General features: G+C 46.0%; 18 protein-coding genes. 7 read left to right on the top strand and 11 right to left on the bottom strand.

Features of this window, described 5'->3' with window-relative positions:
* Window positions 1–302: 302 nt before the first annotated feature.
* From srmB to HG547_RS06715, 5 genes are all read left to right on the top strand, one after another.
* A complete protein-coding gene (gene srmB, locus HG547_RS06735) occupies window positions 303–1565 on the top strand; it encodes an ATP-dependent RNA helicase SrmB (protein ID WP_169547389.1) in 1263 nt (420 codons plus the stop codon).
* Between the two features lie 297 nt (window positions 1566–1862).
* Entirely contained in the window at window positions 1863–3074 is a 1212-nt protein-coding gene (locus tag HG547_RS06730; RefSeq protein WP_037414704.1) for an efflux RND transporter periplasmic adaptor subunit, read from the top strand.
* Window positions 3074–6280: an efflux RND transporter permease subunit gene (locus HG547_RS06725; protein ID WP_169547388.1), complete on the top strand. Its 3207-nt coding sequence runs from the start codon at window positions 3074–3076 to the stop codon at window positions 6278–6280. The genes HG547_RS06730 and HG547_RS06725 overlap by 1 nt, the downstream gene beginning before the upstream one ends.
* A 168-nt stretch (window positions 6281–6448) precedes the next feature.
* The gene (locus tag HG547_RS06720) at window positions 6449–7153 is read left to right on the top strand and encodes a TatD family nuclease-associated radical SAM protein (RefSeq protein WP_099456938.1); all 705 of its coding nucleotides are present in this window, start codon (window positions 6449–6451) and stop codon (window positions 7151–7153) included.
* A 134-nt stretch (window positions 7154–7287) separates the two neighbouring features.
* Complete coding sequence (locus HG547_RS06715; RefSeq protein WP_169547387.1) at window positions 7288–9525, top strand: PAS domain-containing protein; 2238 nt, start codon at window positions 7288–7290, stop codon at window positions 9523–9525.
* On the opposite strand, the gene HG547_RS06710 is transcribed toward HG547_RS06715, so the two are convergent.
* From HG547_RS06710 to HG547_RS06700, 3 genes are all read right to left on the bottom strand, one after another.
* A complete protein-coding gene (locus HG547_RS06710; protein ID WP_037414753.1) occupies window positions 9506–10906 on the bottom strand; it encodes a hypothetical protein in 1401 nt (466 codons plus the stop codon). The two genes, HG547_RS06715 and HG547_RS06710, sit on opposite strands and share 20 nt — an antisense overlap.
* An 85-nt stretch (window positions 10907–10991) precedes the next feature.
* Complete coding sequence (locus HG547_RS06705) at window positions 10992–11522, bottom strand: hypothetical protein (RefSeq protein WP_037414709.1); 531 nt, start codon at window positions 11520–11522, stop codon at window positions 10992–10994.
* Window positions 11515–12258 carry a helix-turn-helix domain-containing protein gene (locus HG547_RS06700; RefSeq protein WP_169547386.1) on the bottom strand — a complete coding sequence of 248 codons (744 nt, stop codon included), beginning with the start codon at window positions 12256–12258 and terminating at the stop codon, window positions 11515–11517. The genes HG547_RS06705 and HG547_RS06700 overlap by 8 nt, the downstream gene beginning before the upstream one ends.
* Window positions 12259–12701: 443 nt before the next feature.
* On the opposite strand from HG547_RS06700, the gene HG547_RS06695 reads away from it, so the two are divergent.
* On the top strand, window positions 12702–13523 hold the full coding sequence (locus HG547_RS06695; RefSeq protein ID WP_037414755.1) for a hypothetical protein: 822 nt from the start codon (window positions 12702–12704) through the stop codon (window positions 13521–13523).
* 10 nt (window positions 13524–13533) lie between these two features.
* Window positions 13534–14058, top strand: a complete 525-nt coding sequence (locus tag HG547_RS06690; protein WP_169547385.1) for a hypothetical protein — start codon at window positions 13534–13536, stop codon at window positions 14056–14058.
* Between the two features lie 63 nt (window positions 14059–14121).
* Here HG547_RS06690 and HG547_RS06685 read toward each other — a convergent pair whose 3' ends face one another.
* From HG547_RS06685 to tkt, 8 genes are all read right to left on the bottom strand, one after another.
* Window positions 14122–14661 carry a hypothetical protein gene (locus tag HG547_RS06685; RefSeq protein ID WP_169547384.1) on the bottom strand — a complete coding sequence of 180 codons (540 nt, stop codon included), beginning with the start codon at window positions 14659–14661 and terminating at the stop codon, window positions 14122–14124.
* 1 nt (window position 14662) lies between these two features.
* Window positions 14663–15409 (bottom strand): winged helix-turn-helix domain-containing protein, encoded by a 747-nt coding sequence (locus tag HG547_RS06680; protein WP_169547383.1) that lies wholly within the window; start codon window positions 15407–15409, stop codon window positions 14663–14665.
* A 165-nt stretch (window positions 15410–15574) separates the two neighbouring features.
* Window positions 15575–17044 (bottom strand): sodium:proton antiporter NhaD, encoded by a 1470-nt coding sequence (nhaD, locus tag HG547_RS06675; RefSeq protein ID WP_047539845.1) that lies wholly within the window; start codon window positions 17042–17044, stop codon window positions 15575–15577.
* 240 nt (window positions 17045–17284) lie between these two features.
* The gene (locus HG547_RS06670; protein WP_037414718.1) at window positions 17285–18022 is read right to left on the bottom strand and encodes a DUF481 domain-containing protein; all 738 of its coding nucleotides are present in this window, start codon (window positions 18020–18022) and stop codon (window positions 17285–17287) included.
* A gap of 136 nt (window positions 18023–18158) precedes the next feature.
* The gene (gene fba, locus HG547_RS06665) at window positions 18159–19226 is read right to left on the bottom strand and encodes a class II fructose-bisphosphate aldolase (protein ID WP_011071213.1); all 1068 of its coding nucleotides are present in this window, start codon (window positions 19224–19226) and stop codon (window positions 18159–18161) included.
* Window positions 19227–19424: 198 nt separating this feature from the next.
* Window positions 19425–20600 carry a phosphoglycerate kinase gene (locus HG547_RS06660; protein WP_169547382.1) on the bottom strand — a complete coding sequence of 392 codons (1176 nt, stop codon included), beginning with the start codon at window positions 20598–20600 and terminating at the stop codon, window positions 19425–19427.
* Window positions 20601–20732: 132 nt separating this feature from the next.
* Window positions 20733–21749, bottom strand: a complete 1017-nt coding sequence (epd, locus tag HG547_RS06655; protein ID WP_169547381.1) for an erythrose-4-phosphate dehydrogenase — start codon at window positions 21747–21749, stop codon at window positions 20733–20735.
* A gap of 128 nt (window positions 21750–21877) precedes the next feature.
* Window positions 21878–23872, bottom strand: coding sequence for a transketolase (gene tkt / locus HG547_RS06650; protein ID WP_169547380.1), 1995 nt, complete (start codon window positions 23870–23872; stop codon window positions 21878–21880).
* Window positions 23873–24219 lie beyond the last annotated feature (347 nt).

Here is a 24219-nt window from a genome sequence, read left to right as displayed (position 1 = left end):
TATAAATGGCATCGATTTATTGCTTAAACGCCAAACCACGCGGATACAATCCATCCAACACTCTGAATAAACGCCAGACATTTGTTACAAAAATCACTTTTATCTTATACAAGTTTTACCAATTGTCTGCCTCAAAATGCGACAAATCACGTTATCACTGCGAATTTATCTGTTGGGTTTAGAGTAAAAGAGGCCTTTCTATCAACCCCATCACCGAAAAGCGAAGCCATTGGGATTAAGTTATTTAAGTTAACAGGCATAAGCTTTATAATGCTGGGCTATTATTCGTCGAGACGCTGCGCATGCAATTTGAAGATTTCCAGCTTGACCCTAGCTTATTAGAGTCACTTAAAGCCATGGGGCACAATACGCCCACCACAATCCAACAAGAAACGTTGCCGCATGCTTTAGAGCAACGGGATATTTTGGCGCGCGCCCCGACGGGTACAGGTAAAACCGCCAGTTTCTTATTACCCGCGCTACAACATTTAATCGACTTCCCGCGTCGTTACTCGGGTCAAGCCCGTGTATTAATTCTTACCCCAACCCGTGAATTGGCGAGCCAAATTCACCGCTATGCCTGCCATTTAGCCACAGACCAAGGGCTAAATATTGCCATTATCACGGGTGGAGTGCCCTATGCACCTCAAGAAGAAGCGCTAAAGGGCAATATCGATATTCTGGTCGCGACACCGGGTCGCCTGATGGAATATTTAGATAAAGGTAAATTCAGCGCAGAATCCGTCGACATACTGATCATCGATGAAGCTGACCGTATGCTCGATATGGGATTCTCTGCCGTGGTTAAAGCCATCGCACTCGAAGCCCAAGGCCGCAAGCAGAATATGCTGTTTTCAGCCACCCTTGAAGGCAGTGGTGTTATCCGCTTTGCCCGCGAAGTGCTTAATGATCCTATCGAAATCGATGTTGATGCACCGCGCAAAGAGAAAGCCAAGATCCACCAATGGATCCATCTCGCCGATGATAAAGACCATAAATTTGCCCTGCTTTGCCACTTGTTAAAACAGGAAGAAGTAAAACGCGCCATCGTATTCGTGAAGACTCGCGATGTGGTCTCTAGCCTCGACGGTCAGTTACTCCAAGCCGGCATCCCTTGTGCTTTTATGCGCGGAGATATGGAACAGAAGAAACGTTTCCAAGCTTTAAGTCGTTTTACTAAGGGCGAAGTGAATGTATTGCTGGCGACCGATGTGGCTGCCCGCGGTATCGATATTGATGATATCACCCACGTGATTAACTTCGATATGCCACGTTCAGCCGATACCTACATCCACCGTATTGGTCGTACTGGCCGCGCGGGTGCCAAAGGTACGGCAATTTCTCTGGCTGAAGCCCATGATATGCGCATCGTTGGTAAGATTGAGCGTTATATTGAGCAACCCCTTAAACGCCGAATCATTGAGGAATTACGTCCTAAGCACAAAGAGGCGCGAGTTCCATCCAAGAAAAAGGCAAAAGTAAAAGCCAAAGAAGCGGCGAAAAAAACCAGCAAAAAAGAAGCGGCAAAAAAAGCTAGCAAAATTGCCCGCAAAAAACAGTCCTAGGTTTTCTAACCTTGGAATAAGCTGATACTTACTTCCGCCTAAAAGCCGCAAAATTGCGGCTTTTTTTATGCTCATTGACCTAGCAAATATTTTTGTACGGGGTGGAACCCCATATGACAAAAAACACTCTACTCCTACGCAATTGTATCCTCAGCAAACTAAACCGACGCGGTAACAGGACACAAACTCGATAGCATCATCTTTAGACACATTTTATTTACAAAAATAAATTTATTGCGCAGCCTGACTCTGATACTTTAGGCGCATTAAGCGATTTAGCACGGATGTAACAATCATATGATCAAAACCTTACTAAGGAGATTATCTCCTTTTTTTATCTTACTGCTCTTTATTGTTGGCGCTGGTTTGCTGATGAAAACCAAGGAGACACCTGAGCAGAAACCCGAAGAAATGCCGATCCCGATAGTGGATGTCACCCAGGTTGAGCAACAAACGGTTTCGCTTAACTTACCCTCCTACGGTGTTGTCACGCCCAAATATAAAACGCAACTGGTGACTGAAGTCCAAGGGCGGATGCTGACGATTTCACCTCAATTTGTTGCCGGTGGCATAGTGAAAAAAGGCGACCAACTTGCCCAGATCGAACCTTCAGATTACGAAGCCGACTTAATGCAAGCCGAAGCGACATTGGCTCAAGCAACCGCAGCACTCAATGAGGAAATCGCCCGCGGCGAAGTTGCCAAAATTGAGTTTAAGGGTTACGACAAAGGATTGCCGCCTGAACTCGGTTTGCGCATCCCTCAATTGAAAAAAGAACAAGCTAACGTTAAATATGCGCAGGCGGCTTTAGCTCGCGCCCAGCGTAACTTAGAACGTACCGTTATTCGTGCGCCCTTTGATGGCATTATCAAGGCAAGAAATGTCGACTTAGGACAATACGTTACCCTAGGTACAAATCTTGGTGAACTGTATGACACCCGCATTGCAGAAATTCGCCTACCTATCTCTAACGATGATTTGGCCTATTTGGAATCCGTCGATAATCCCGATACCCAAGTCACCTTAAGCGCCTCATTGGCAGGCAAGGAAAATACCTGGATAGGCAATATCATCCGCAGCGAAGGGGTGATTGATGCCGATAACCGCATGGTTTACCTCGTCGCCGAGATAAAAGATCCTTACCTGCGAGAGCACAAAACCCAAGGCAGTTTACCACTGAAATACGGCAGTTTTGTCAACGCCGTGATTAAGGGCCGCACCGTCGATGGTATAGTCAAACTGCCTCGCCATGTGGTACGCAATGAGCATGTCGCCTTGATTAACAATAACAATATCGTCGAAATGCGCCATGTGAATGTCGTGCGTAGCGATCTTGAAAACGTATTTATCAAGGACAGCTTAAAAACCGGTGAGCGGGTTGCTATCACTCACTTTAATAACATGGCCAATGGCCAATTAGTCAAAGTGATAGGCGAAGAAACAAAACCAGTGCAGACGCCTAAGGAAGATGCTCCTGAGTCGAGTCTTGCGGCCACTGGAGTAAAATAATGGATACGCAAAAAGGGATCTTAGCTTGGTTTGCCCGCAATAGCGTGGCAGCGAACCTGTTAATGTGGGCACTGCTGATTGGCGGGATGTTTAGCACAGTGCTGATCAATAAAGAGGTATTTCCCTCTTTCAACCTGAATTTATTGAGTATTACCGTTGCTTACCCAGGTGCTGCGCCACAGGAAATCGAAGAAGGCATCAACATCAAGATTGAAGAAGCCATTCAAGATATCAACGGCATTAAAAAAGTCACCTCGGTTGCCAGTGAAGGTGTTGGTTCAATCACGGTAGAAGTGGAAGACGACTACGACGTCCAAATCGTACTCGATGAAGCCAAGTTACGACTGGATGCGATTTCCACCTTCCCGGTGAACATCGAAAAACCACAAATCTTTAAAATCGAGCCCGAAAACAACGTGATTTGGGTGTCGGTGTACGGAGATATGTCACTGCACGATATGAAGGAGCTAGCCAAATCGGTGCGTGATGATTTGACCCAGCTCCCCGCCGTAACCCGTGCTAAAGTCACGGGAGTTCGCGACTATGAAATCGGTATCGAAGTCTCGGAAGATAAGCTGCGGGAATACGGCTTAACTTTCTCACAAGTCGCAACGGCGGTACAAAACTCCTCCATCGACTTACCTGGCGGCTCGATACGCGCCGAAGATGGCGACATTCTGCTGCGCACTAAAGGTCAAGCCTATACGGGCGATGATTTTGCCAATATCGTTGTCACTACCCGTGCCGACGGTAGCCGGGTGATGTTACCGCAAGTTGCCACCATTAAGGACGATTTTGAAGAGCGTCTAGAGTACACCCGTTTTAACGGCAAACCCGCCGCGATTATCGAAGTCACCAGCGTCAACGATCAAAATGCCCTCGATATTGCTCAGCAGGTAAAAGACTACGTCGAGAAACGTCGTGCAACCCTACCTGCGAATGCTCAATTGGATACTTGGGGCGACTTAACTCACTACCTCAAGGGCCGTTTAAACATGATGATGTCGAACATGTTTTATGGCGCACTGTTAGTGTTTGTGATTTTGGCGTTGTTCCTCGATCTTAAACTCGCTTTCTGGGTGATGATGGGCATCCCCGTGTGCTTCCTCGGTACAATGCTGATCATGCCGCTTGAACCTTTCTCCATGACCATCAACATGCTGACACTGTTTGCCTTTATTTTGGTCTTGGGGATAGTGGTCGATGACGCAATTGTTATTGGGGAAAGCGCTTACAGTGAGGTCGAACGCCACGGACATTCGATTGACAATGTGATCCGTGGGGCGCAAAAGGTCGCCATGCCCGCCACCTTTGGGGTATTAACCACCATAGCCGCCTTTATCCCTATGCTAATGGTCTCAGGTCCGATGGGAATTATTTGGAAATCCATCGGCATGATCGTCATCATGTGTCTGGCATTTTCACTGGTTGAATCTAAATTTATTCTCCCAGCACATTTGGCCCATATGAAGTTTAAAAAACCAGGGGAACCTACGGGTTTCTTTGGGCGCTTTAAAGAAAAATTTAACAATCGTGTTCAACACTTTATTCACCACAGTTACCGCAATTTCCTCGAGCGCTGTATCCAACATCGCTACAACGTTGTCGCGGCCTTTATAGGTGTGCTGATTTTGTCTGTCGCTTTAGTGGCAAGCGGGAAAGTGCGCTGGGTGTTCTTCCCTGATATTCCTTCCGACTTTATCCAAGTTCAATTAGAAATGGATGAGGGAAGCTCAGAACAAAACACCCTCAAGGTGGTACAGGAGATTGAAGAAGCCCTGTACAAAATGAACGCAAAAATGGAGAAAGATAACGGCAGCGAAGTGGTGAAGCACAGCTTTATCAACATGAGCTCACGCACCTCTGCCTTTATTTTTGCCGAACTGACTAAGGGTGAAGATCGGAATGTCGACGGTGAAACCATTGCTACCGAGTGGCGTGAACAATTGCCGGAGTTATTGTCAGTCAAGAAACTCGACTTTAACGCCAGAGGTAACGGTGGTGGCGGTGGTGGCGATATTTCTTTTAGATTAACCTCAAGCGATTTAGAAGAATTATCAGCTGCGGCTCGCGAACTTAAGCAAAAGCTAGCGACCTACGAGGGAGTGTATGATATCGCCGATAACTTTTCCTCGGGCAGCCATGAGATCCGTTTAAAAATCCGCCCCGAGGCGGAAGCATTAGGTTTAACCTTATCCGATTTAGCACGCCAAGTCCGTTACGGCTTCTACGGTTATGAAGCACAGCGTATTTTACGTAATAAAGAAGAAATCAAAGTCATGGTTCGCTATCCCTTAGAACAGCGCCGTACCGTTGGCTATCTGGAGAATATGTTGATCCGAACGCCGCAAGGTAAGTCGGTACCTTTCTCCACCGTTGCTGAAGTCGAAAAGGGTGAATCTTATGCGTCTATTACCCGTGTCGATGGTAAACGAGCAATAACCATTAACGCTAACGCGAATAAAAACAAGGTTGAACCTTCTAAAGTCGTTAATGAAATCCAGAAAGATTACTTGCCGCAACTTCAGGCAAAATATCCTAAGATTCAAACGGCTCTCGATGGTGGCAGTTTGGATGAACAGAATGCCATGGTCGGATTGATACAAGGTTTCTTCTTTGCACTGTTTACCATCTATGCCTTGATGGCTGTGCCGCTTAAATCCTACAGCCAGCCACTGATCATTATGTCAGTGATCCCTTTTGGGATTATCGGCGCCCTGTTTGGGCATTTGATCCAAGGACTTGCCATGAGTGTGTTGAGTCTTTGTGGTATCGTTGCACTTGCAGGGGTCGTGGTGAACGATTCGCTGATCTTAGTTGACTTTGTTAACCGAGCTCGTGAACAAGGTCAATCGGTGAGGCAAGCAGCGGTCGATTCAGGATGTTATCGTTTTAGGGCGATAATCTTGACCTCATTGACCACCTTTGTCGGTCTAGTACCTATTATTCTTGAGCGCAGCTTACAGGCGCAGATAGTGATCCCCATGGCGACCTCACTCGCCTTCGGTATTCTATTCTCGACTGTGGTGACCTTAATCCTAGTGCCACTTCTGTATATCATACTTGATGATGCTAAGCGCGTTGGTAGCCGCTTCTACCATTGGTGGTGGCGTCCGAAAAAAACACAGGATACTCCATTGCATATCAACGAGAGCCACAGTATCTCCTTGGATGTCATACATGAGTCAGACTATAAGCGGGATTAGTTATCGTCTGTAATCTATGTAAATCCCATAAAAAGAGAGCTTAGGCTCTCTTTTGCTTTTGCAGTGCCCCATCCTAAAACGCGTAGTGCGATCTAAGTGGCAGTTATCCCTGTGGGCATTGGTTACACTCACCTTAAGTTATCGCTTAGACCCAAATAAAGTCGTTGTATGCCAAACTCACACACTGCTAGAGCCAAACCTGAACCGCTCATCGCCACTGAGACCTTAGCCAATGGCCATACTACCGCAGAAGTCTGTACCAATGAGACCTGCGCAACCGAAACCTTGGTCTACGACATTCGTAAAAGCCGTTATCTCAACATCACTGGCCGCTGTACTCTGCGTTGTATCTTTTGTCCGAAACACAATGGCAGCAAGCAAATCCATGAATATCAATTGGCACTAACCCACCAGCCCAAACCGGAGGAAATTATCCCGCTATTAGGCAATGTGGAAGACTTTGAGGAATATGTGTTTTGTGGCTATGGCGAGCCGACCATGAATCTTCCAACGCTGCTTGCCGTCGCCAAGGAAATTAAACGTCGTGGCGGTCGAGTTAGGGTCAATACCGATGGATTGGGCAATCTTGTGCATCGACGTAACATCCTGCCCGAACTGGCTGAGTGTGTTGATGGCTTATCTATCTCACTCAATGCCGATAATGAGGCGGCCTATAACCAACATTGCCGACCTAAACTTGCAGACTCTTACGCCGCAGTAAATGCCTTTATCGCCCTCGCACCCCACTATATTGAGCGAGTGCAAGTCTCAGCGATTGAAGGATTAGACGGAGTAGATATCGACCTTTGTCGTGAGCAAGTGCTCGCAACTGGCTGCGAGTTTAAACACAGAGTACTCGGCACACTCGGCTAGCAAGCTCCTTGACTCTCCACTAGATTGAATCTCTTGCTCGGGATAACGCCATCACAGAGCAACTTGCCACTGTCGTAACATTTCATTCGTGTTAACATAGCCAAATTAACAGATCATCAACTCAAAATCGGCCCATGCTGAAGAACAAACCAAGCCTACATACACTCGCACCATTACTTTCATTGACCCAAGGGCTGCATTGGTCTCACCAACGCCTGTTAGCTGTTGCGAGTCAGTTATCGATGCTTGTGATAGGCATGATCATTTTAACTAATTTAATCATCACCTTAGGTGAACGTAGGTTACAGGAAGAATGGGCAACTCAAAGATATAGCGAATTACAAACGATAGGCACGCTGATCACAGATAAGGTTGCCTTTCAGCAGTTTCGCACTCAGTTGTTCGCCAAGGATGAACTACTCAATCAATATCTTAAAAATCCAACTCCTGCAGCAGAGCAAAAATTACAGGCAAGTTGGCAAGAACTCGTTGAGCATATTCCCGAACTACTAGGGATTGCCCTCTTCGACCCTCAGGGAAATTATAAATTTGCAACACCGGCTAACTTTAGTCAGGATGCACTTCCGGCGACCCTTCTTGGTTCTAGCCGTAATTTAGGTGGAAAAGAAGTGTTCACCTCACCTTTAGAGTTTGTGCCACTCAATGGCATGCTCGAACCCTACATGTATCAAATGACTTGGTTAGAAAAACCCGATCAAAGCTCTTTAGGTTATCTCGTAACCTATAATTCAATGGTACAGATGTTAGAGGCGATAAAACCTGCTTTCTCAAGCAATAAATCCCCCATGTTAGTACTGGATACCCAAGGATTACTCTATGCAGGGGTAAGCGATCTTGCACCGTTAACCCATATTCCAGATACCTTAGGCGCGAGTTTACGCCAAAGTTATCCGGCACTATGGCGCGAAATGTCGATGAGCAACTTTGGCCAGTTTCACGGTGAAGACGCGACGTTTGTTTACCTTAAAGTTGAACTCACTAACCAACCCGAGCTGCGACGGGAATATTTTTTACTCTCTTATATCCGTAACGACGATATTGCCTCAAAGTTTTCGCAGTGGCAGAACATCGTTATCGTCGCTTCTTTAGTTCTGACGTTACTGGCCGCTTGGGTCATTCTACTTAGCCACATGTATCGGTTACAGTATCGCTCACGCCAATACAGCATTGATGTTGCAAACTCACTGTTTAACAGTGAAATAGGCTTTATATTAGCCAATGAACAGGCGCGCATTATCAGTGCCAACCCTAAAGCGGCCGAAGCGACTCGAGTTCCCCAAGATGAACTAACCGATCGAAGTCTGCAACGTGCCTTAAATCTCGATGATCTAACGCACACCCAAATCCTCGAACAAGTGCACCGATTGGGTGAATGGTCTGGTCACTTGTCGCTCGACAATGAAACGGGTTCAACACTAAGAGTCAACGTACGACAAGCCCCGCGATTAGGGCGAGGTTTACCCCATATGTTGATCACGCTTGAAGATATCAGCGCCATTATTAACAGTCAGAACCAAGCATTCTTAAGTGAGCTGCTGTGTGATACCACGGTGGCGACCGCACTGACGGATGCCAATGGTAAGTTGATAAAAATTAACCCCGTATTTGATCAGCTCATGCAACTCAACGGCGATCTGAATCATGATTTAGCGTCATTGCTGTCTAACGATTTAGGTAATCAATGGCAACGGATCACTGCCCAAATCAGCATGCAAGGCCAATGGCAAGGCCAGATCCTTTGCTCACCCAATCTACGTCACTCAAATTGTTTACAGGCCACCCTCAAGGGGCATGTCGCGACTGACGGTGAGATTGATTACATCATCTGTACCTTAGAACAAGCTGTCGATGGCCAACGTGGCGCAGAACCCCGCAGTTTTGTGCCACATCGCAGCACGATTTTGCAGCACCTGTCAGATTTAGAACGCTATTTTGCTTCACTTTCGCCCCAAAGCCGCAACCACTCGAGTCTACTCGTGATGGACATTAATCCAGAGGGATTACTGAGCCACATGAGCGATATCGATCAACTCGAAAATCGCCAGCAAGAAGTGGAAATTCAGCTATTACTTGAGATACCAACCCACTACCAAATACTCCATTGGCAACTGGGTAAGCTGTTGTTATTACTTCCAGATACCGATGCAACAGCGGCACATCACTTTGCCCTTAATACCATAGAAAAGCTTAACAGCAACGGTTTAGGTGAAGGGATCAGCATCGGCATAGCTAGCTATCAAGAAGGACAAAGTCTGGAGCAATACCTCAGCAATGCCGAGGTTGCACTCAAACGAGCAAAACAGAATAACGACCAGAATATCGGCCAGGCTTTTACTCGCCAGCCGTCTTAACGGGCGGATTAAAAGAATCTGGCAGTTGGCTTTGGGTGATTTCGATAATCGCAGAGCGGTTCATCGTGATTTTATAGCGGGCATATTCCGGCTCTTCACGGCCATCACGTAGCACTAAAATCAGATTAACCTGGTAACGACGCTCGACCGACTCATGGCTGATTTTGCCCTCAAGCTCCTTGTAAATCTTGGCTTTGCCCCGCTCTAAGTAGCGGGCAAACGGCACAAAACTAAAGTTGACTTGCTCTTGAATTGTTGAATAGCCCGCCTGAAACTCGCCTTGGTTTACCCGAGTCGCAATTTTGTAATGGAGGATCTCGGCATCGACTTTGTTCTGGCTATGCCGGTGTTTTAGAATTTCGTTAACCTTTTCGGGTAAATCCTGTGGCCGCATAAACTCCAACCACACCAATTGTTTAGCAATAACAGCCTGGCTAGTGGTATCCCTTAAGATACGGCTCCACCGCGGCCGACCACGCTGGATAAAGCGCCAAAGAGCATTACGCACATCGTCCTTAAAGATTTCCCTAAATCCGTATATCACCGCTAAGGTCAATACGAGGGCAATAGTAAAACCGCTAAAAACGCCCTGTGCTTCAATAATCAGCGCCGACACCACCAACATCACTAATGCCGTGGCAAGCCCCGTTGTGAACTTTTTAAGGCCGATCCCCAGCGGTTTTAACTCTTCTTTAAGTACGACCCCTTGCTGAATCAAACGCCGTAATAACAGCATCTTATTCGAAATTCGATTAGGATCTTGTTTTGTCTGTGCCGAGTTATAGTTATTGGCATCACGATAGGCTGATTCATTTCGACAAAGAGTCAGCACTCGCTCTTGAATGTCGGAAAAGTCGCTGGTACGGGTAGCGTGGGCTAATACTTTTAGCAGTTGCTGCTCACAAAACCAAGACAGATAGTTATCCGCATTTTCAAAATAGGATTTCCATTTAGCATCGCCTGGTTCATTACGGCGAAACTTTTTCAGCAATTGGGTTATCTGTTCACACAACTCATCGAGCGCGAGATAAAAATGCTCAACATCAGCAATCCGATTGAGTTCTTTGACATCGTTTTCAACCGCTACCGCAAATTGGTAGGCAAACAAGTTTAAGTACAGCCTAAACTCTTCCACAGTGCGGCGATTCATACTAGCAAAACGGCCTTGTACGAGCGGTAAATGCAAACCTTCGGAATAGTAAGAACGGCGGCCAACAATGGCGCTATGATAATATTCTTCTTCGTTTAAGGTGTGCGCACCTATGCCCATTTCCTTAGGTAAAAAGAAATAGAGGTCAAGCTGACGATTATCGCCCTTTTCCATCTGGTGGCTGAACTTAATCGACAGGGATTCTTCTTGTTTGACACGTATCTTAAACACAAAAACCTTAATGATTGGAGCCAAAGAGTCAGCATTAACACCATCGAAAATACAATCTAAACCGAAAGCACGGGAAATTCACTGATTAAATTCGGCTATTGACGATTCGACAACCACAAACCGTATTACTAGGCTGAAACAATACCACTGCGTAGTCTTGGTCTGGGTCACTATCAAGCACCTCAATGCTAAGGTTATGTCTGCCTGACTCACTAAAATGTAAGCTACTAATATAAGACAGATACTTCATATGCTCTGGCCAATGTTTTTTATCGACCTCCTCAGATTCTGTCTTGGTCTTAACCGACACGTTGTAGGCCATACGATTGAGTTCCATATTTTGCACTTCGCCCTGCATCAGAATGGTGCCTGCACTGGAGCCATCGAGGTTAAAATATCGATAATTAATCTGTGCATTGCCCGCTGAGATCAGCACATCGACTAAAAGATAGTATTTACCATCTTCAACCCGTTGAGCATGACGGTCAAAAAGTTCGGAGCTGCAATTGAGGATCACCGCCTTATTTGAGACTGATTGCAGATAAATCACCCCGCAAGCCACAATCAGCGCAGTGAGAATCGTGAGATTTATCGTCCACTTTAGCCACTTAGCCACAGATCCCAATCTCCTGTAGCCACTGTGCATCAATAAACTCTTTAGGCCGTCTAAAATCACTTATCTTTAAGTTTCGAATAACGGACTGCCCGAGCTTATGGCCGCGCAAAGTAATGTTAAGCACTTGTTTATCATGTGAAAGAGAAGAATAAACCTCGGACCAATCACTCTGTCCGCAGCGGCTTAGTCCCTGACCCAATCGATCGCCTAACTCAAACAATAAGGTATTGTTCGTTTTAGAATTAGCGTAAAGGTGCAAGCGAATATGTTGTCCTGATGCCAAAGGAAGTTCTGTCGATAACAAGGGTTCAGTCGGCACACTATGATCAATTCGGCTAAGATAAAAACCCGAAATCGCCAGCATAAAACCAAAAACCAGTAGCGCACTCCACCAAGGTAATGACTGTAATCGAGGATAATGAAAGCTTTTTAACCGCTGCCCTTGGGTATTGTGTAGCAAATAACCTTGGCCTTTGACGGTTTCAATCAGCCCTTCATACTGCGGACCAAGAAAAGAGCGGATCATAAATACTGCGCGAGCGAGTGAAGTATCTGTTAGCGGTGGGTGCTCACCATCACCAGTCTTAAGCTCATGCTTTGAGACCAGTTTACCTTGATGTTCAACCAATAAGGTCAACACCTGTAACTCAGCACGAGGAAGGTGCCAAGATTCATTCTGAGCTTGTTCGACGAGCAAACCACGCTCTTTGTCAAACCAACAGCTCCCCACTTGCATAAAGAAAATCCCAAGCCTATAAAATCATGGAATTAAGTCTATGCAAGGCTTCTAATGATTACTGTGATCCTGTTAACCCAAGGCGGCAAATAATTACATTTCGTGAGATAAGCCGCAGGTTGGGTGTATAAAATAAAAATCTGCTTTAGTTCACAGATGTAAATGGTATTTGCAGACAATAACTTGGGCTGATAAATGCTTACAAATTTACATAAATATCACAAATAATGTGTGTCACCACAAATTACAATCTAAAAAAGCGAATTATTACCCAAAATTCAACCTTATAAAGCAATTAAAAATTCAACGACACCTTCTTCACTAATAAGGGAAATATCCTCTCTGGCAAATCACATTATTTATCTTTTGGTTCCCTAGAATGGCTTTCATCAACCCAGTTTTCTGATTGATAAATAAAAGCAATTACTAAAGAGGAATTTATGATGAGCATTAATCGACGCCAAGCATTAACTCGTATTATCGGTATCAGCACAGCAGCAGCGGGCGCAACATTAATGGGTACGTCAGCCTTTGCGGCGACCAATGCCGACGGTCAATATCAATTAGCGCTCGGCGAAAAACTCAAATACGCACCACTAGACCCCATGGCAACCGCCAAACTCGCCTACGAGACAGGTGGTGGCTGTATGCACCAAGTATTTCACTCTGTCGTCACTATGCTAGCGCAATCTAATAGTGCCGATGCTGATAAGTTTAAAACTATCCCAACCGCGCTTGCCGGTTATGGTTTTGCAGGGGTCACAGGCCAAGGCACCTTATGTGGAAACCTCAACGCTATCGGTATGTTAGTCAATATCTTAGATGATATTAATGGTCAGAACAGCGCAGTGATTGCTAACACATTCCGTTATTATGAAAATACAACGTTACCTTTATCTTCCCCTGAATTTATTGCAGGCATAGGCTCAACCGCAGAAAAAACGGCTCTGGTTGGTAGTTCATCAAAAGCCATGAGCGTATTGTGCCACTCTTCTATTAGTAACTGGTCTAGGGCATCAGGCCTACCCTTTGCTAAAAAAGGTGAACGCTGTTATCGCCTATCAGCTTCCATGGCGTATTACCTGGTCGAACTGCTAAACCGTGCCCATCAAGGAGAGAATATCGGAGCCTTACCAGGTAGCAAACCCTCACTTGAGGCTCAGGATTGCCAAGTTTGTCATGGCAGCACAGGAACATTAGGCTCGGCAGCAAGCGTTAAAACGGATATGGAATGTACCACTTGCCACACTGGACATTTTAATTAAGGAGGCAGTGATGAAATACCCATTACTTGCGTTAACCCTAGCTTCGTTTGCCCTTGCTGGCTGTGGTAGTGACGATAACAAGTCAGAGGAAATTACACCTCCGCCACCACCTCCGCCCGTTGAAAAAACCGTGAGTATTGACGAGGCGACGCAAATTAATCTGGCTGTAAAGCAATTTGATCCCAATACCGGCACGTTGTTATTTACATTGGCTGATGCGTCACAAGCGGCAATCACTGCGGCTAAAAACTACGATATTTACTATTTTGGCTTTCCTGACAAGAATAAAGCGTCGTCAAATGCTAAAGCATGGAAACGTTGGCATGTCACTCAAAGCTATCGTTGCCAAAGCAAAGGTGAATGCAGCGGTAAATTAACCGAGGTAAAAAATGGTCAGTATCAGTTTGAAATAGTAGGACTTGATTGGCAGCAACAGAACCCAAGTGGCGCTGTGGCGCAAATTAAAGTCGCGATTCAAATTTATGGTACCAAAGCCAATAATGAACTGACCTTAGTTCCAGTCGTTCCGTTGTAATCCTTTTCATCGACTCCTAATCAAATAGGCATCCACCTCTAGGTTTGGGTGCCTATTTTGTTATTAGCGACTACTACACGCCCATAAATTACCACTGGGCATAAATTTAATCAGGGTATAGTCATCAATACGATTAATATCCACAATCTGCATATTAAAGCTCATGGTTCCCAGCGCGATTAAAGCAGCCCTTGAGCGTTGCACATCTTCTCGAATCGGCTCAGGGAGCTCTGTTTGCAGCAGATCCATTTTGATATTCGCTTGAGCTAAATCAAATTGATAGGTCATAGTGCCAATGTCAAAATGTTTAACCTCACCAGAATAGTTGATGGACGCAAGCTCCTTATTATCAATGCCATAACTATAATCTAAAGCCGCCTTTTGCCCCTGCACTTGGACCGAAAGCGATAAAGAATGGCGCAATAATGACGAAGATGCATCGGAAAACGGTGGCTGGAATAACTGAGCATGACAATCTAAGTTTAAACTTTTATGGCTAACACTCTGCCCATATCCATATAGCAGCCCCCCCAATCCGAGCATAATGATTAACAGGAGTTGCCATGGTTTTAAACGGCTTAACGCAAAAATGCTGGATGCCATCTTAGCTACATATCCCCGCAAGTGTTAACCAATCAGGTTGTGATGTATCACTCATAAAATTGTCAGACATTAATTTTATCGTCTGAAACTTAAGCCCATTCTCACGGTTATCCCGTAAAATAAAGCTGATTAACTTGCGATCAATAGAAATATTCGCCGCCACAGATTGCCAAGGAAACACGGCACACGCTTCAATTTGCCCCATCATTTGTTCGACGAGGGACTTCATCTCCGTACAATAGTATTGCCCAGTGTAGAACTTAACCTCTGACGCCAAACCATTTGGCTTCTGGATCTGCTGGCTATAATTTGGTGCAATTTGCGTTGGATGGCTAATATGCGCCCCAATCCCACATAGGGCTATCAGGGTCACAAGTATGATCAGTGCGAACTGTAGCGGATTGATTTGATATGTTGGGGAGTCAAGCAGCTTATGATTAATCGACACTGATGAAGAATATAAAATAAACCCCTCACCCCGTACCGTATCGAGTAAAGAATATGGCTTTTTTCCTAATATTGAACGCAACCGCTTGATAACATCATCGAGAGTATCATCACACCGACGGGCACCCTTAACATAGGATGACAATAACTGCGTTAATTCAAAGCGGGAAACCACCTTACCTCGATGCTTAGCCAATACACTCAGTACTTGATATTCATCGCTACTCAGTATCCAGCGACAGCCAGAGGCATCGACTAACAAATGTTCTTGGGCATCAAACCAACAATCACCAATTTGCATCTCGGCTCCTAGCATTACTTAACTTGAAGCCGAGTATACAATTTGAACTTTAATAACGCAGTAATCCGAGGACATCTACTCCAATCAGATGAATAATCTGTGAATTACATCAATAAAAAATTTAATGCTAAAAACAAACAAAGACACATTATGTTTCATTTGTTTTTAGAACATTGCAGCATTGAGCCACATATGTACTAAAATACTCGCCACATATCCCAACGCAATGACAGGAGTCCAACGTAAGTGTGATCCGAAGGTGTAAATCCCCCTTGCCTGACCCATTAATGCTACCCCTGCCGCACTGCCGATGGACAATAAACTGCCACCCACCCCTGCGGTTAACGTCACCAGTAACCACTGACCTAAGGCCATATCTGGATTCATAGTCAACACCGCAAACATCACAGGAATATTATCCACGACTGAAGACAACAAACCGATGGCTACGTTGGCAAAGGTCGCATCCCAATGCGAATACAAGGCCTCAGAAACGAGACTTAAATACCCCATAAAACCAAGACCACCTACGCATAACACTACCCCGTAGAAAAACAGCAATGTATCCCACTCAGCACGGGAGATCCGATTAAACACATCGAACGGCACGACACTACCTAACTGTTGAAGACGCTGTTTATCCTGACGTAACTCCGCCTTTGCCCGTTCACGAGCAACGGAGCGATCAAAGGTTTTACGCAGGTAATAACCAAAGAATTGCAAGAAGCCAAGACCTGTCATCATCCCCAGCACCGGTGGCATACCAAGGAAAGAGTGAGCACATACTGCAGTAGCAATCGTCAGCAGGAAGAGCGCCACAATACGTTTAGCGCCAGGTTTAGTGTAAACCTGCTCTTTTTCAGGCTCAGGGATATAATGCGGAATAAATATACTCATAATTGCCGCTGGCACGACAAAGTTGACTAATGCAGGAATAAATAGATGGAAAAAATCGGCAAAGTGCACTAACCCTTTTTGCCATACCATCAGGGTCGTGATATCACCAAAGGGACTAAATGCACCGCCCGCATTGGCCGCCACCACGATATTGATACAAGCGAGGGTAATAAATTTTCGCTGTCCAGCCCCAACTTTCATGACCACAGCGCACATTAATAATGCGGTGGTTAAATTATCAGCCACGGGCGAAATAAAGAAAGCCATAAAGCCTGTCAACCAGAAAACGGTTCGTAAGCTAAAACCACGTCCCACTAACCAACCGCGAATGGCATCGAATAAATTACGTTCTTCCATGGCGTTGATATAGGTCATCGCCACCAATAGGAAGAGTAATAACTCGGCATATTCCAATAAATTATGCTTAAAGGCTGCTTCAGAGACCTCTGACATGCCATTTTGCACATACACAAAACCTATCATGCCCCAAATAATGCCAGCTGCGACCAATACGGGTTTGGATTTACGCAGGTGCAGCGCCTCTTCGGCCATCACCAAAATATAGGCAAGCACGAAGACGCATACGGCAATATACCCCACTGATGCAGCGGTTAAATCGAGCCGTTCTGTTCCTTCGGTCATTGCCCAAACTGCTGGTGAGAATCCGCTCAATATTGCAACACAGAATAGGCTAAATAATGCCATTCCACTGTTTCTAAACCACCGCTGTAATTTCATCTAAATTCATCTCTGCAAGGGAAATCAGTTCGCAAATTACCATAGCTCGGGTTCTGTAAATTTTGATAAAACGCAACTTTCTATGTATTTCCCGATAACCAAAGGCACTTACAACATTAATTTTTGTATAACTACAGGCGAAACTAATAAAGATTTAACTAACTTTGTTTCAAGTTAGTCTAAAAACAGCCAATAAAAAAGCACCTCTCGGTGCTTTTATGTTGATATCAATCACATTGATTAGAACGAATAGAGCAAGGTCATATTGGTTTCGGTATCGGTGCTCTTTTTATTGTCCAGCGGCTCGCTGTTATAACGCACGATAATGGCAAACTTCATTGCCAAGGCGCCAATAATATTCGCAGTGAGTGAGGTTTCCGAACGCGCATCTAATTTATCACCATAGTCGGCGACAAAACGCTGTTGGAATTTTGAGGTTTCTGTGATTTCAGTTTCGAAGTTAATCACACCGTGGGCAACCACACTGTCATTGGAATCTGTGCCCTCTAACAGAGCTTGCTCTGAATCGAGGCGTTGATAGATATAACCGGGACCGATTTCAACATCTAAGAAAGTCTTGCTGGTGTCATAGAGCCTATGACCATAACCCGTCGCGCCAGATACTGTGTAGTCATAACCGGTAAAAGGGTCAACTTCGTAGTTAGCGTTAGCAAATAGATAGCTGCGGTCAGTCATCTTATAGTTGCCTTGTGCCCCCGCTAAGTAGCGCTTAGCCGTGACCTCGCCAGTATCCTCTTTATATAAACCTTCTAAAAGATATTGGTTTTCCCAATCACCTAATTCGTGTTTGAAGTTTAAGCGACCTTTGTAAGATGAGGTATCTGTGTTGCCTGTGGTTAAGGTTGCACCTAGCTCGGCTTCGCCTGCGAATGTTTTATCGCCTTTAACAAAATCGGCTCCCGCATTCGCCATAAATGGCGCCGTCATCAATAGTGCAGCGGTCAGTACTTTCTTCATGTTTATCCGTTCCTGTTCCGTTTAATCCCCTAAAAATCTGCGCAATACTAACATTTACGATTGAAAAATAAAAATTCATCGATTTTTTGCATAAAAAAGCCCGCGAATCAGCGGGCTTTGAAAAGTGATTTAAAGCTTACAGATTGATCTTAGGATCTAAGGCACCTGATTGATACGCTTTGTACATTGCTTGTAAAGACAAAGGCTTAATCTTAGAAGCTTGACCCGCACAACCAAAGGCTTCGTAGCGAACGGTACAGATGTCTGCCATCGCTTCCATAGAGGCTTTCAGGAACTTACGTGGGTCGAACTCGCTTGGGTGTTCGGCCAAGTATTTACGTACGGCACCAGTAGACGCTAAGCGCAGGTCGGTGTCGATGTTCACTTTACGCACGCCGTGTTTGATACCTTCAACGATTTCTTCTAATGGCACACCGTAAGTCTCAGGAATTTGACCACCGTATTGGTTGATGATCTTAAGCCATTCTTGCGGCACTGAAGATGAACCGTGCATCACTAAGTGAGTGTTAGGAATGCGGGCATGGATTTCTTTGATGCGATCAATTCGCAGCACATCACCCGTAGGTTTACGGCTGAACTTGTAAGCACCGTGGCTAGTACCAATCGCAATCGCTAGCGCGTCAACATGGGTATCGGCAACGAAGCGTGCCGCTTCTTCTGGGCTGGTTAGCAGTTGGTCGTGGCTTAATACGCCTTCAGCGCCCACACCGTCTTCTTCACCAGCAGTACCGGTTTCTAAGCTGCCTAAACAACCGATTTCGCCCTCAACAGACACACCACAAGCGTGGGCGAAAGCAACAGTTCTGCGAGTCACATCAACGTTGTACTCGTAAGACGCTGGGGTTTTACCGTCGGCCATTAATGATCCGTCCATCATTACTGATGACATACCTAATTGGATAGAACGCTGACAAATATCAGGGTCAGTACCATGGTCTTGGTGGATACAGACTGGGATATCGGGATACTGCTCAAGTGCAGCCGTCATCAGATATTTTAAGAATTGTGGACGCGCATATTTACGCGCACCCGCAGAGGCTTGCACGATAACAGGGCTGTCGGTAGCTTCTGCGGCCTGCATGATGGCGCGCATTTGCTCAAGGTTGTTTACGTTGAACGCTGGCACACCGTATCCATGCTCTGCCGCGTGATCGAGTAGTTGTCGTAGGGAAATTAACGCCATTTTTTTAACTCCAATAATAGGGTGACTTCACATTAACGCTGGGTCACCGAGGTCGCTATCGTTTGGATGGATTTTTATGCTCAATCGCTCTAGTGATGTGTAAATCCCTTTAGAGAAGGAGCGGTTTTTTATAATTTTTTTATCATTTTTTGTGCCATCGCGGCGCAGTGCCGCGACAGCGCAATACCTAACTCAATGTTAGGCGCCGCGTTTTTTCAGCATAGCTACAGCGGGTAACTCTTTACCTTCGAGGAACTCGAGGAAAGCACCGCCGCCAGTAGAGATATAAGAAACTTTATCCGCGATACCGTATTTATCAACCGCCGCTAAGGTGTCACCACCGCCAGCGATAGAGAAAGCTTTAGAATCAGCGATAGCTTGTGCGATACGCTTAGTGCCTTCACCAAATTGGTCAAATTCGAACACACCCACTGGGCCGTTCCATACGATAGTGCCAGCAGACTCGATGATTTTCGCTAACGCTTCGGCGCTGTCGGGGCCAATGTCGAAAATCATGTCGCTATCGCCAACATCACTCACTGCTTTTAAGGTCGCAGCAGCCGTTGGGCTAAACTCACCCGACACAACCACATCGGTAGGTACGGGAATGTCGCCACCGCGGCTTTGGGCGTTCGCCACTAAGCGCTTAGCTTCATCAATTAAATCCGCTTCGTATAATGATTTACCCACGTTGTGGCCAGCCGCAGCGATAAAGGTGTTAGCGATACCACCGCCAACCACTAATTGATCCACAATGCCGGATAAACTTTCTAATACGGTTAGCTTAGTTGACACTTTAGAACCACCAACGATGGCCACTAATGGGCGCGCTGGGTTGTCTAAGGCTTTGCCTAACGCTTCTAATTCTTGTGCTAATAATGGGCCAGCACAGGCGATGGGGGCGTATAAACCAACGCCATTGGTTGAGGCTTCAGCGCGGTGAGCCGTGCCAAAAGCATCCATCACATACACATCACATAACGCTGCCATCTTCTTAGATAACGCTTCGTCGTTTTTCTTTTCGCCTTTATTGAAGCGAACGTTTTCAAACACCACCACTTCACCTACAGCCACTTCAACGCCGTCTAAATAGTCGGTCGCTAAGCGCACAGGGCAAGACAGGGCTTTGGCCAAGTAATCGACCACAGGTTGCATGGAGAATTCACTGCTGTACTCACCTTCGGTTGGACGACCTAAGTGAGACATCACCATTACCGCCGCACCTTTAGCAAGGGCTAACTCGATAGTGGGGAGTGAGGCACGCAGACGTGCATCACTGGTGACGACGCCGTTGCTGACAGGCACATTGAGATCTTCACGAATAAGCACTCGCTTACCTTGGAGATCTAAATCTGACATATTGATAATTGCCATGGTAACGCTTCCTTTTATAATCAAAAAACAAACTGGTTTTTCATCAATCGGTTAGTGTAGATGGCGATTCGGCACTCGACATCCCGTCGAATTGGCCACTACGCTTTAACCCATTGATATCAATTCTTATCTTCAGCTTTGTTTAGCTGCAATCATCGCCAAACTGGTATCTAACATGCGATTGGCAAAGCCCCACTCGTTATCGCACCACAGCAACAGTTTAACCAACTGCCCTGCGCTCACCCGAGTCTGGGTGCCATCAACAATACTGGAGCGCGGATCATGGTTAAAATCACAGGATACCAGCGGCTCGTCAGTATAGCCTAAGATGCCGTTAAATCGTCCATTGGCGGCCAATTCTAACACTTGATTGACGGTCGCAATATCCACTGTTTTATCTAATGTTACCGAAAGATCGATAGCGGTAACGTTAATCGTCGGCACTCGCACCGAAATCGCCTCAAATTTGTCCTTCATGTGCGGCAAAATCCGCTCAATACCACGGGCAAGTTTAGTATCAACAGGGATAATCGACTGCCCAGCCGCTCGGGTGCGGCGTAAGTCATCATGATAGGCATCAATCACTTGCTGATCGTTCATCGCTGAATGGATGGTGGTAATCGCGCCACTTTTCACCCCAAAGTGCTTATCGAGTACATCAATCACAGGCACGATACAGTTGGTGGTACAAGAAGCATTAGAGACCACGGTATGCTCGGCGCGCAATAGATCGTGGTTCACACCGTAAACGATAGTGCCGTCGACATCGGCCGATGAAGGATGACTAATTAAGACTTGTTTGGCACCCGCGTGGATATGGGCCTCGCAGCTTTGTCGATCTAAAATGGCACCTGTCGCTTCATAGACGATATCGATGTCCATCTCGCGCCAAGGTAGCTTGGCTGGATCAGGTTCATGGAGAATTTTGATGGCGTCATCGCCGATCAGCATCTGATCATCGACTAATTTGACTCTGGGCTGAAATCGACCGTGGGTAGTATCGTACTGGGTCAAATGGACAATGGCTTCAGGCTTAGCCAACTCATTGATTGCGACAATTTGGATTTGCTGGCGTTTTCCGGACTCATATAAAGCACGAAGGATTGAGCGGCCAATACGACCATAACCATTGATTGCGACTCGGATCATTGAGGTCTTTATTTCCTCTTAACAATACTGCATATACAAAAACGGCCTGCAAACGATTGCAGGCCGCATTATACAGATTAACCTTTCAAAAGTTTAACCTTTTGTCGGTAATCCCATCACCTAAACAATTAGCCTAGTGATTTTGCAGCGTTCAGCACATTTTCAACGGTGAAACCGAAGTGCTTCAGCAGCACGTTGCCTGGCGCAGACTCACCAAAAGTAGTCATGCCCACAACTGTGCCTTCGAAACCAACATACTTGTACCAGAAGTCAGTATGGGCCGCTTCGATAGCAATACGTTTAGTTACGGCTTTTGGCAGTACAGATTCTTTGTAAGCAGCATCTTGCTTATCAAACTCAGTGTTTGATGGCATAGATACCACGCGAACTTGTTTGCCTTGTTCAGTCAGGGCCGCAGCAGCTTCTACCGCCAATTGAACTTCACTACCAGTCGCAATCAGGATGTACTCAGGCGTACCTGCACAGTCTTGCAGTACGTAAGCGCCTTTTGCCACATTGGCTAATTGCTCAGCAGTACGTGCTTGAGCCTTCAGGTTTTGACGGCTGAAGATCAGTGATGTTGGAGCATGGCGACGTTCGATAGCCGCTTTCCACGCTACTGCGGTTTCAGCCGCGTCACATGGGCGCCATACCGCCATGTTTGGCGTCATACGCAGGTTAGCTAATTGCTCAACGGGTTGGTGAGTTGGGCCGTCTTCACCTTGACCGATAGAGTCATGGGTGTAAACGAAGATGTTTTGAATTCCCATCAGTGCAGACATACGTACAGCGTTGCGTGCGTATTCCATGAACATCATGAAAGTCGCGCCGTAGTTGATAAAACCACCGTGCAGAGACACACCGTTCATGATGCCGCTCATACCGAATTCACGCACACCGTAGTACACGTAGTTACCGGCTGGATCGTCTTGAATCCCTTTAGAACCGGCCCACAAGGTGAGGTTAGAACCCGCTAAGTCTGCTGAGCCGCCTAACAGTTCAGGCAGCATAGCGCCAAAGGCTGCAATCGCGTTTTGTGATGCTTTACGGCTCGCAATACCTTCGCCTTTGGATTGGCATTCTTGGATAAAGGCTTGTGCTTTGGCTTCGAAATCGGCTGGTAATTCACCTTTCAGTACACGGCGCTCGTATTCAGCTGCTAATTCTGGGTAAGCAGCAGCGTAAGCGGCAAACTTATCGTTCCATGCCGCTTCACGGGCTGCTCCCACTTCTTTAGCATCCCAACCAGCGTATACATCGGCAGGGATTTCGAATGGCGCATGTGGCCAGCCTAAGAATTCACGGGCCGCGGCGATTTCCGCATCACCTAATGGCGCGCCGTGGCAATCGTGGCTGCCAGATTTGTTTGGCGAACCAAAACCGATAATGGTTTTGCAGCAGATCATGGTTGGTTTATCGGTGACCGCTTTAGCCGCTTCGATAGCAGCGCGAATCGCATCGCTATCGTGACCATCAACGTTAGCAATCACATGCCAGCCGTATGATTCGAAACGTTTTGGCGTGTCATCGGTAAACCAGCCTTCAACATGGCCGTCGATAGAGATGCCGTTGTCATCCCAAAATGCGATCAGTTTGCCTAGGCCTAAGGTACCTGCCAGAGAACACGCTTCGTGGGAAATACCTTCCATCAAGCAGCCATCGCCGAGGAAGCAGTATGTGTAGTGGTCAACAATCTCGTGACCTTCACGGTTAAACTGTGCCGCTAAGGTTTTTTCTGCAATCGCCATACCCACAGCGTTGCTGATCCCCGCACCTAATGGACCCGTGGTGGTTTCAACACCTGGGGTGTAACCATATTCTGGGTGACCTGGGGTTTTAGAATGTAACTGACGGAATTGCTTCAGTTCATCCATTGGCAGGTCGTAGCCAGTGAGGTGTAATAAAGAGTAGATCAGCATAGAGCCGTGACCGTTAGAGAGGATAAAGCGGTCTCTATCTACCCATTTCGGATTGTTCGGGTTGTGCTTAAGGAAATCATTCCACAGCACTTCAGCAATATCTGCCATGCCCATTGGGGCGCCTGGGTGGCCTGAGTTTGCTTTTTGAACTGCATCCATACTTAACGCACGGATTGCGTTGGCGAGTACTTTACGGGAAGACATGCTCTCTCCTGCTTAATTTGTGGGGTCTAGCGGGCAATTTGGACGCATATTTTCCCCTACATAGCGAAGCGACGCAAACGAAAATTCATCACAATCTCGCCTTACCATCGCCAATAGAACTTTTTGCGATAAAAAATGGCTTAAGGATGAACTATTCAAGCCAATGATTCGTAGTTTAAGTCGCTATGACAATACTCTGTACAATTTCCCCCAAAGCTCGTCTCGGTGGAAAAGAGGAAATGCCGCCGCGTATCCTTAACGGAATTAGATGGATTTTAAACACTTTTAATTAATTATTTTCAATCAGTTAAATGACTAACATGCTTTTTAGTTCAAATTTTAAAGCT

This window comes from Shewanella sp. DNRA4, from assembly GCF_012843185.1.
In the GTDB taxonomy this organism is placed as follows: Bacteria; Pseudomonadota; Gammaproteobacteria; order Enterobacterales; family Shewanellaceae; genus Shewanella; species Shewanella xiamenensis.
Note: the sequence above shows the minus strand (reverse complement) of the source record. Positions and strands in the feature narration are given on the sequence as shown.